Origin of the sequence: Gordonibacter pamelaeae 7-10-1-b, assembly GCF_000210055.1 — a bacterium.
Lineage (GTDB): Bacteria > Actinomycetota > Coriobacteriia > Coriobacteriales > Eggerthellaceae > Gordonibacter > Gordonibacter pamelaeae.
Genome location: NC_021021.1, coordinates 2,438,539 through 2,445,676, shown reverse-complemented (window position 1 = coordinate 2,445,676; position 7,138 = coordinate 2,438,539). Strand labels below are relative to the sequence as shown.

Sequence of the window (7,138 nt, the reverse complement as noted above, 5' to 3'; positions counted from 1 at the left end):
GGGGCGCATGGCCAGCACGCCCGCGAACGCCACGCGGCGCTGCTGGCCGCCCGACAGCTCGAAGGGGCTTGCGTTCCCTATCTCGTCGAAGTCCAGGCCCACGAGCGCGAGCGACTCGCGCACGCGGGCATCTACCTCCTCGTCGGAGAGCTTCAGGTTGCGCGGGCCGAACGCCACGTCGTGGTAGACGGTGTCGGCGAACAGCTGGTGCTCGGGGTACTGGAACACCACGCCCACGTCGGCGCGCACGCGGGCAGCCTGCGCCTTGTCTGCCACGTCGCGGCCCTCCACCAGGACGCGCCCGCACGTGGGATGCAGGATGCCGTTCATGTGCTGGATGAGCGTGGACTTGCCGGAGCCCGTGTGCCCGGCGATGCCGAAGAACTCGCCGGGCGCGATGGCGAAGCTCACGTCGCGCAGCGCCCACACGGCGTCGGGGTCGTTGCCCCAGTCCGGGTGCGGCCCCTCGGCGCCCTCTCGCTTGCCGGCGCGCTTGCGCTTGCCCTTGGCGGGGTTGTAGGTGAAGGAGACGTTCTCGAACGCGATGGCGGCGTTCTCGTCCGCGCCTGCGCCGCCTTCGCCGGAGCATGGCGGGCGTCCTTCCCTGCCGTCTTGCGGGCGGCCTGCGGATGCGCTGCCGCGCCCTCCGGCTCCGCCGAAGCCCCCGCCGGTCCTTCCGCTTGGCGACCCTCGCCCAGCACGGCGGCGATGGCATCCACGAGCGGGGCCTCCTCCACGCACACCGGCACGTCCACGTCCGCTTCCCGCAGCTTGAGCGACAGGTCGCAGGCGAAGGGGACCTCCAGGTTCAAGCCGGCCAGCACGTCGGTGCGCACGAGCACGTCGCGCGGCGCGCCGTTGCACGCCACCTTGCCGCGGTCGAGCACCACCACGCGGTCGGCCGCGGCGGCCTCTTCCATGAAGTGGGTGATCATGACCACGGTCATGCCGCGCCCGTTCAGCTCGCGGCACACGCGCATGAGGCCCTTGCGCCCCCGCGGGTCGAGCATGGCCGACGCCTCGTCCAGTATGAGGATCTTCGGCTCCATGCCGAGCACGCCGGCGATGGCCACGCGCTGCTTCTGGCCGCCGGACAGGGCGTTCGTCTCGTGCTTCTCGAAGCCCACGAGGCCCACCTGTTTGAGCGCGTCGCGCACGCGCCGGGCCAGCTCGGGCGTCTCCACGCCCAGGTTCTCGGGGCCGAACGCCACGTCGTCCTCCACGAGCGAGGCCACCAGCTGGTCGTCGGGGTTCTGGAACACCATGCCCGCCGTGGAGCGTATCCGGTAGACGTCGCGCGGCTCGGCCGTGTCGTAGCCGTCGACGGTCACGGTGCCCCGGTCGGGCAGCAGAAGCGCGTTCAGGTGCTTCGCCAGGGTGCTCTTGCCGCTGCCGTTGCCGCCCAAGATGCAGACGAACTCGCCGGGGGCCACGTGCAGGTCGACCCCGGCCAGCGCCAAGCGCTCGCCGTCGTAGGTGAACTCGATGTCGGTGCAGTGAATCATACGCTTCCTAACTGCAGTCCTGCGGGCCGGCTCGGCGCTGCGAGGGACTGGGTTGACGATGCGGCCTAATGTCCTTTGACCTGCGACTTCTTCGGCGTTATCAGGTTGGAGACGGCTTTGTACACGATGAGCGTGAGCACGGCGTTCACCGTCCCCTTCACCAGGTTGAACGGGACGATGGCGGGTAGCAGCATGGGCAGGATCACGTCCACGCTGCCGTACCAGAACAGCACGCCGATGGTCAGGTTCGCCGCGATGGCGCCCACCGTGGCCGCCAGCACGCTCACAACCAGGCCGATCACGCCCTGCTTGAAGGTGCGCTTGCGGCGGTAGAGGGCGGCCGCCGGCCACACGAAGCACAGCGTGGCCACGATGTTCATGAGCGAGCCCACCCACTCGCCCAGGATGAGCCCGTGGATGACGGCCGCCACGGCGCCCACGGCGATGCCCGCGCCGGGCCCGAAGGCGAAGCCGCACACCATGGCCGGCATGAGCGAGGGGTCGTAGGTGAGGAACGTGACGCCGGGGATGAGCGGGATCTGGATGAACGACAGCAGCGCCGCGATGGCGCACATGAGGGCCATCGTCACCAGCTGGCGGGTATCCCATTTGTTCGTGTTCGTGAATTCGAGGTTCTGCGCTCTCTGCGCCTTCTCGGTCATGGTCGACCTTCTTTCCGCGGGGCTGTGCCTGGTCGGGTTCGCCTCCCGCCTCGCAGAGAAGAAGCAAGCCCGTATGAATTCCACTCCTGTCATACGGGCTTGTGATTCGCAGGGACGCGGCCGGCCTCCACGGCAAGCGGTCGCAGCCGATGCGATATCTGCCTCTTCCATCCGGACTTTAACCGTTGGTCCCGGAGTCTCACCGGTGTCAGCCTGCCCGGGCGCGCTCGGCGGTGGCCGGCGCACGCCGTCGCAGGGTCGCGGACTCTCGGCTTGGCGCGGCTTGCGCCAGCTGTCCGATTACCGCCAGTGAGGAATTTCACCTCGCCCTGAAACAGAATCCATCGCGGCCCATTGTAGCGGCCTCGGCACCTCCGCGCAACCGGCGTGCCGAGAAAGACCGGACAGAAGCGGCGAAGTGGGTAGTAGCTGCGGGCGCACCGGCAGGAGGCCTCCAATTGTGTGCGTCGGCTACAGTTTTGCGGCCAGCCGCCCCCGTTCGGGTACAATACCGCCTCGTATGCTTGAAATCCTGAACAGCATCGATGCGTTCGTCTGGGGGCCGGCCATGATCGTGCTCCTTCTGGGCACGCATGTCTTCCTCACCTTCAAGACCGGCTTCATCCAGCGCAAGCTGCCGCAGGCCATCCGCATGTCGTTCCGCAAGGACCCCCAGGGCAAGGGCGACATCTCCAACTTCGGCGCGCTGGCCACGGCGCTGGCGGCCACCATCGGCACGGGCTCCATCGTGGGCGTGGCCACCGCCGTCCTGGCGGGCGGGCCGGGTGCGGTGTTCTGGATGTGGATCACCGGCGTGTTCGGCATCGCCACGAAGTACGTGGAGGTGTACGCCTCGGTGAAGTACCGCGTGCGCGACCATGCCGGCAACATGCTCGGCGGCGCCATGTACGTGTGGGAGCGCGCATTCAAGAAGGAAGACGGCCGCACCCCCTGGTGGGCGAAGCTGGGCGCCGTGGCGTTCGCCGCGTTCGCCACCGTGGCCACCATCGGCACGGGGTCGGCCGTGCAGGCGTCCGCCATGACGGGCATCATCGCGTCGAGCGTGCCGGTGCCCACCTGGGCCATCGGCATTGGCATCGTCGTGCTGGTTTCGGTGGTGATCTTCGGCGGCGTGCGCACCATCTCGAACGTGTGCGAGAAGCTGGTGCCCGTCATGGCCGTGGCGTACGCGGGCGGCTGCCTGGTCATCCTGGCGCTCAACGCCCCGGTGGTGGGGGAGGCCGTGGCGCTCATCTTCCAGTGCGCGTTCACGGGCAAGGCGGCGTTCGGGGGCGCGGTGGGCAGCGGCATCATGATGGCTCTGCAGTTCGGCTGCGCGCGCGGGCTCTTCTCCAACGAGTCGGGCCTGGGGTCGGCGCCCATCATCGCGGCCGCCGCCAAGACGCGCAACCCGGCCGAGCAGGCGCTCATCGCCATGACCGGCACGTTCTGGTCCACCGTGGTCATCTGCGCGCTCACGGGCATCGTGCTCGTGTCCACCATGATAGCGAACCCCGGCATTCAGGCCGACATCCTGGCGAACCCCACGCTGTTCTCGGGCGCCGAGCTGGCCAGCGCCGCGTTCTCGAAGATCCCCTACATCGGCACGCCCATCCTGGTGCTGGGCATGGTGGCGTTCTCTTACTCCACGATCCTCGGGTGGTCGTACTACGGCAACCGCTGCGTCACGTACCTGTTCGGCAGGCGCGCCATCAGGCCGTACCAGGTGCTGTACGTGGCCGTGGCGTTTTTGGGCGCCATCGGCGTGGGCGATGTCATGTGGACGGTGTCCGACATCGGCAACGCGCTCATGGCCCTGCCGAACATCGTGGCCATCCTGCTGCTGTCGGGCCTCGTGGCCCGCGGCACCCGCCACTACGTCTACGACGGCTGCCTCGACGAGGTGGACGAGGACCCTATCCCCGTCGTGGAGAGCAAGTAGCGGCACCCGCCCCGCGTGACGGCGTTTATGCGCGCTTCGATGCCGGGGCGTCCTCCACGGCTGCCTCGGCAATTGGGGCGGGGGCCGGGACGAAGCTGAACTTGAACTCCACGTCGAGTGCCAGCTCGAACTTCGCGATGGTCTCCAGCGTCATGTTCGGCTGGGTGTTCAGCAAGTTGGACAGGTGCGACTTCGATATGCCCATACGGCGCGCCAGCTCGGTCTTCGAGAGCCCCTGCTCCTGCATGAGCTCCCAGATCATGACGCTGATATCGAGCGCATGGTCATAGGCGCGCGTGCCCGGCGTGTGGAAGTCCCGCATGAAGGCGCGGTAGTCCCTTGCTTCGATCGGCTCAATCTCCATCGTATTCCTCCTGTTCCAGCAGCTCGACGACGAGGCGCTGTTGCCGAACCGCGTTTGCGACGGTGCTGGCGGGGATGTTCCCGGTTCCGCGATGCCCTTGAAACGGATGGAGCAGCACCACCGAATCGGCTACGCGGATATGGGCCATCACCCTCGCAGGGCTTGAATCTCATTGTTCATTTATAAATGAACTCATGCTAGGATACTATATCATGGCAAGTGCCAAGAATGCACTGTGTTCTTCGCGTTGCAGCAGGTGCTGCCCGAGCTGCGCGACCCGGAATATATGAAGCCTTTGTTCAAGCGCAACGGCATCGAGGTCATGCTCGTGGCTTTCTGAGCGCCGTGGTGCCGGCCGGGCCGGCGAGGGGCTTCGCCGCGCCTCGGCACCCGCCCGTCGGCCGCGACCGGGCGACGGGGCCCCGCTCGCTGGGAATTTCGCCGTTTTCGGCGCGCCTCGCCGGATCCTGCACCTATAATCCAACCACTTTAGTGCGCGAAAGCGCCCATGCCGAAACGGCTTCTCATCGGATTGCCGGGGCTTCCCGGGCAATCGGTGGAATCTTTTTCGGCAACGGCACTGCGCGAGGGGGATTCACCAGCAGAAAAGAGGTTGCCAATGGACATCGTCCAGCTCATCACCGATATCGACGCGTTCGTGTGGGGACCGCCGATGATCGTGATCCTTCTGGGATCGCACCTGTTCCTGACATTCCGCACGGGCTTCATCCAGCGCAAGCTGCCCACGGCCATCAAGCTGTCGGTGACGAAGGACCCGGATGCCCCGGGCGACATCAGCCAGTTCGGCGCACTGTGCACGGCGCTGTCGGCCACCATCGGCACGGGCAACATCGTGGGCGTGGCAACCGCTATCCTGGCCGGAGGGCCCGGCGCCGTGCTGTGGATGTGGCTCACCGGCGTGTTCGGCATGGCCACGAAGTACTCCGAGACGTTCGCGGCCGTGAAGTACCGCGTGAAGGACCACAACGGCAACATGCTCGGCGGCGCGATGTACGCGTGGCGCCGCGCGTTCGAGAAGGACGGCAAGACGCCGTGGTGGGGCCTGCTGGGTGCCGGGGCGTTCGCGCTGTTCGCCGCTATCGCCTCGTTCGGCATCGGCTCGGCCGTGCAGTCCAGCGCCATGACGGGCATCATCATGTCGAATTTCCCGGGCATTCCCGCATGGGGCATCGGCCTGGCCATCGTCATCATGGTGTCCATCGTCATCTTCGGCGGCGTGAAGGTCATCTCGAAGGTGTGCGAGAAGCTCGTGCCGTTCATGGCCATCGCCTACGCGTGGGGCTGCGTCGTCATCATTGGCATGAACTGGGAGTACGTATGGCCCGCCATCTGCCTCATCTTCGAGTGCGCCTTCACGCCGAAGGCGGCGTTCGGCGGCGCGGTGGGCAGCGGCATCATGATGGCGCTGCAGTTCGGTTGCGCCCGCGGCCTGTTCTCCAACGAGTCGGGCCTGGGCTCGGCGCCCATCGTGGCATCGGCGGCCTCCACGCGCAACCCGGCGCGCCAGGCGCTCGTGTCCATGACCGGCACGTTCTGGGACACCGTGGTCATCTGCGCGCTCACGGGCATCGTGCTGGTGTCAACGCTCATCGCCAACCCCGGCATCCTGGAGTCCGGCCAGGTCAAGGCCGGTGCCGACCTGACGAGCGCCGCTTTCGCGTCCATTCCCTACGTGGGCACGCCCATCCTGGTCATCGGCATGATCCTGTTCGCGTACTCCACGATCCTCGGCTGGTCGTACTACGGCAACCGCTGCGCCGCGTACCTGTTCGGCAAGCATGCCGTGCGCCCCTACCAGGTGCTCTACGTTCTCGTGGCGTTTTTGGGAGCCATCGGCATCGGCGATTTGGTGTGGACCATCTCCGACATCACGAACGCGCTCATGGCCGTGCCGAACATCATCGTGGTGCTCATGCTGTCGGGCCTGATCGCACGCGAGACCAAGCACTATGTGTGGGACAAGAACCTGGACGAGGTGGACGAGACGCCCATACCCGTGCTGGCGTCGAAGTAGCCCGTGCACGGGTGGCGCGGGCCGTCGGGCCGGCACGTTCAATGATCTGCTGAACCACGGAGGGAGGGCGAGCGGTCGCCCTCCCTCGCCTTATAATCGAAGCGCTTTGCAGCGCGCCGGCCGAGGGGGCGGCGCGCTTCCCGTCCTCCGGCCGGCCCTTGCCGCTCCGGGGCGGGGTACCGTATCCAGCGTTTCGAAAGGAAGTCCAGCATGTCCGGTTCCCAGAAGGCCTTGAAGGTCGTTTCCCTGCTCCTTATCATCTACGCCGTGGTCATGACGGCGTTCGGCATCTTCCTCGTGGCGGGCGGCTCGTTTCTGGCCGGCGAGACCATCGACGTGAACGGCACCGCGGAGGCGGCCAACGTCATGGCCGCGGCGCTGGGCGGCGGCACCATCGTCGGCGGCATCGTCGACCTGGTCATCGGCCTGCTGGGCCTGCGCGGCGCGAAGAACCCGCGCAAGGTGGGGCCGTTCTTCGTGCTGTGCATCATCGGGCTCGTGTTGGGCCTCGTGGGCCTGGGCATGTCCCTCGCGCAGGGCACGTTCGACCTGTGGTCGCTCGTCAGCGTCGTTATCGTGGCCGTGTGCCTGTACCTGTCCGCGCAGGTGAAGAAGCAGGCGTAGGCCGCG

At 67.0% G+C, this 7,138-nt stretch carries 7 protein-coding genes and 1 riboswitch; of the genes, 3 read left to right on the top strand and 4 right to left on the bottom strand.

Features of this window, described 5'->3' with window-relative positions; genetic code table 11:
* From GPA_RS11405 to GPA_RS11395, 3 genes are all read right to left on the bottom strand, one after another.
* A partial coding sequence (locus GPA_RS11405; RefSeq protein ID WP_231847635.1) for an ATP-binding cassette domain-containing protein occupies positions 1-429 on the bottom strand: 429 nt, incomplete at its 3' end.
* Positions 408-1,505, bottom strand: coding sequence for an energy-coupling factor transporter ATPase (locus GPA_RS11400; protein ID WP_015539950.1), 1,098 nt, complete (start codon positions 1,503-1,505; stop codon positions 408-410). The genes GPA_RS11405 and GPA_RS11400, both read right to left, overlap by 22 nt.
* A gap of 65 nt (positions 1,506-1,570) precedes the next feature.
* A complete protein-coding gene (locus GPA_RS11395) occupies positions 1,571-2,167 on the bottom strand; it encodes an ECF transporter S component (RefSeq protein ID WP_015539949.1) in 597 nt (198 codons plus the stop codon).
* Positions 2,168-2,322: 155 nt separating this feature from the next.
* Positions 2,323-2,508: riboswitch (FMN riboswitch) on the bottom strand.
* A gap of 179 nt (positions 2,509-2,687) precedes the next feature.
* Between GPA_RS11395 and GPA_RS11390 the strand changes: the two genes are divergently transcribed.
* The gene (locus GPA_RS11390; RefSeq protein WP_015539948.1) at positions 2,688-4,109 is read left to right on the top strand and encodes an alanine/glycine:cation symporter family protein; all 1,422 of its coding nucleotides are present in this window, start codon (positions 2,688-2,690) and stop codon (positions 4,107-4,109) included.
* Positions 4,110-4,134: 25 nt separating this feature from the next.
* Here GPA_RS11390 and GPA_RS16905 read toward each other — a convergent pair whose 3' ends face one another.
* Positions 4,135-4,473: a helix-turn-helix domain-containing protein gene (locus GPA_RS16905; protein ID WP_015539947.1), complete on the bottom strand. Its 339-nt coding sequence runs from the start codon at positions 4,471-4,473 to the stop codon at positions 4,135-4,137.
* Between the two features lie 619 nt (positions 4,474-5,092).
* Here GPA_RS16905 and GPA_RS11380 point away from each other — a divergent pair.
* Positions 5,093-6,508 carry an alanine/glycine:cation symporter family protein gene (locus GPA_RS11380; RefSeq protein WP_015539945.1) on the top strand — a complete coding sequence of 472 codons (1,416 nt, stop codon included), beginning with the start codon at positions 5,093-5,095 and terminating at the stop codon, positions 6,506-6,508.
* Positions 6,509-6,718: 210 nt separating this feature from the next.
* A complete protein-coding gene (locus GPA_RS11375; protein WP_015539944.1) occupies positions 6,719-7,132 on the top strand; it encodes a hypothetical protein in 414 nt (137 codons plus the stop codon).
* The last annotated feature ends 6 nt before the right edge of the window (positions 7,133-7,138 follow it).